The sequence below is a fragment of the Mycolicibacter icosiumassiliensis genome (assembly GCF_900078685.2).
In the GTDB taxonomy this organism is placed as follows: Bacteria; Actinomycetota; Actinomycetes; order Mycobacteriales; family Mycobacteriaceae; genus Mycobacterium; species Mycobacterium icosiumassiliensis.
Genome location: NZ_LT546190.1, coordinates 1 through 1,727, shown reverse-complemented (window position 1 = coordinate 1,727; position 1,727 = coordinate 1). Strand labels below are relative to the sequence as shown.

Sequence of the window (1,727 nt, the reverse complement as noted above, 5' to 3'; positions counted from 1 at the left end):
CAAACGACGGCACTCCCACTGCCGTCAATCCAGCCCTGCCACCTACGAAAGGACCCTGACACCGGCTACGCTGCCCGAAGCTGCTTAACCACAAATCCCGTGTCCACTACATGGGGGCAAGGCCCCGATTCCTGCTTGGCGGGGCCGAATCCCCTGCTGCGGCAAAGGACCGCGGCACTGGCCACCAACCGTTTGACGTCCCACTCCCACGGTCCGGGCAGCGTCTCATCGAAATCGTTGAGGTCGAACATCAGCTGCCGCTCCGGGGAGGCGAACATCCCGAAGTTCGACAGGTGCGCATCCCCGCACAGCTGTGCCGGCAATCCGGTGTGCGGGCCAGCGGCTAGATCGGCGGCCATGATCACCGCCGAGCCCCGGAAGAACGCGTACGGCGACGCCAACATGCGGGCGTATCGGATCGGCACCAGCTCGGGAACCCGGGACTTGGATTGCGACTCCAGCAGCGCTACCGGGTCCGCGCGCCGCGACGACGGCTCGTAGGCCCCGAGTGCAGATCGCGGAAGCACCTTCCGCTGGGACCGGCCGTACTCTCGCCCCGACACGGCGTCAGTCTAGAGCCGTTACTGGGCTAAACCACCCGCAAACCCGCGGGCACCGCCTCTGGATCACGCCAGAACGCGTCGCGAACGAAGCGGTTGAACAGGTCGGGCGGCAGGATCGTCTCGCGCGGCTGGGCCCTGACCTCACCGTGCACGGTGTGCAGACCGGGTGTGCCGGCGCGTTCATCGAATTCGGTGACGTCGTAGTCGACGTTGTCGAAGTTGTGGGTGAACATCGGCTCGCCAATGAAGTCATAGATGGCGCGCATCGTCCGGCCGGGGTCAGTGGTCAGTGTCTCGTACTGCACCACCAGCAGCTTGTCCCGCTGTGCGCCGTAGCAGGCCTGCTTGAGCATGTCGTAGGGCGCGCCGACCATCCCGTCTTGTCCGACCACACCGTTGGCGCGGGTGTAGACGGTGCCGCCGGGGTTGAATCCGAAGATCGATGACGGGGTGAACACGTTGCGCTGGATCAACCGTTCGATGCTGTCGACCACCCACGGCAATTCACGTACACAGGCAATGACTTTGGCTTCCGGAAACAGCCGCGTGACCGCCGGCATCCACCCGCACCATGCCCGGTTGGTGTCGAAAACCACCTCCGCGGCGTAGTCGCCGTAGAAACTGTCGAACAGCCCGTACAGCAGCCTTTCTCGCCTCGCGTCGTCGATGAACACCGAGAACTCGTTGCGGGCACTCATCTCACCGAGCAGGGCGCCGAACAAGCCCGCCAGTGGGCCCGACATCCCGGCATGAAAGCGCGGGTTCTGCCGCAGTAGCGCGGCCAGCAGGGTCGAACCGGAGCGCGGCAGACCGGAGATGAAATGAATCGCCGACAACGCGGTGGCTCCTACTCTGCCTCGAGTGCGGCGAGGACCTCGTCGGACAGGTCCACGTTGGTCCAGACGTTCTGCACGTCGTCGCTGTCCTCAAGAGCCTCGACCAGCTTGAACACCTTACGGGCCCCCTCGACATCAACAGGGACGCTGACCGACGGCTGGAAGCTGGCCTCTGCGGAGTCGTAGTCGATACCGGCATCGACCAGCGCACTGCGGACCGCCACCAGATCACCCGGCTCCGAAATCACCTCGAAGCTGTCCCCCAAATCATTGACGTCCTCAGCACCGGCATCCAACACCGCCGCCAACACGTCATCCTCGGTCAAGG

At 64.6% G+C, this 1,727-nt stretch carries 3 protein-coding genes; all 3 read right to left on the bottom strand.

Annotated features, from left to right (window positions below):
• Positions 1 to 65: 65 nt before the first annotated feature.
• Positions 66 to 563 carry a DUF2252 family protein gene (locus BN4346_RS46805; RefSeq protein WP_067977081.1) on the bottom strand — a complete coding sequence of 166 codons (498 nt, stop codon included), beginning with the start codon at positions 561 to 563 and terminating at the stop codon, positions 66 to 68.
• 26 nt (positions 564 to 589) lie between these two features.
• Entirely contained in the window at positions 590 to 1,399 is an 810-nt protein-coding gene (locus tag BN4346_RS46800) for a sulfotransferase family protein (protein ID WP_067977080.1), read from the bottom strand.
• 11 nt (positions 1,400 to 1,410) lie between these two features.
• Positions 1,411 to 1,727: YebC/PmpR family DNA-binding transcriptional regulator (locus tag BN4346_RS46795; RefSeq protein ID WP_208863331.1), on the bottom strand; the 317-nt coding region annotated here is incomplete at its 5' end.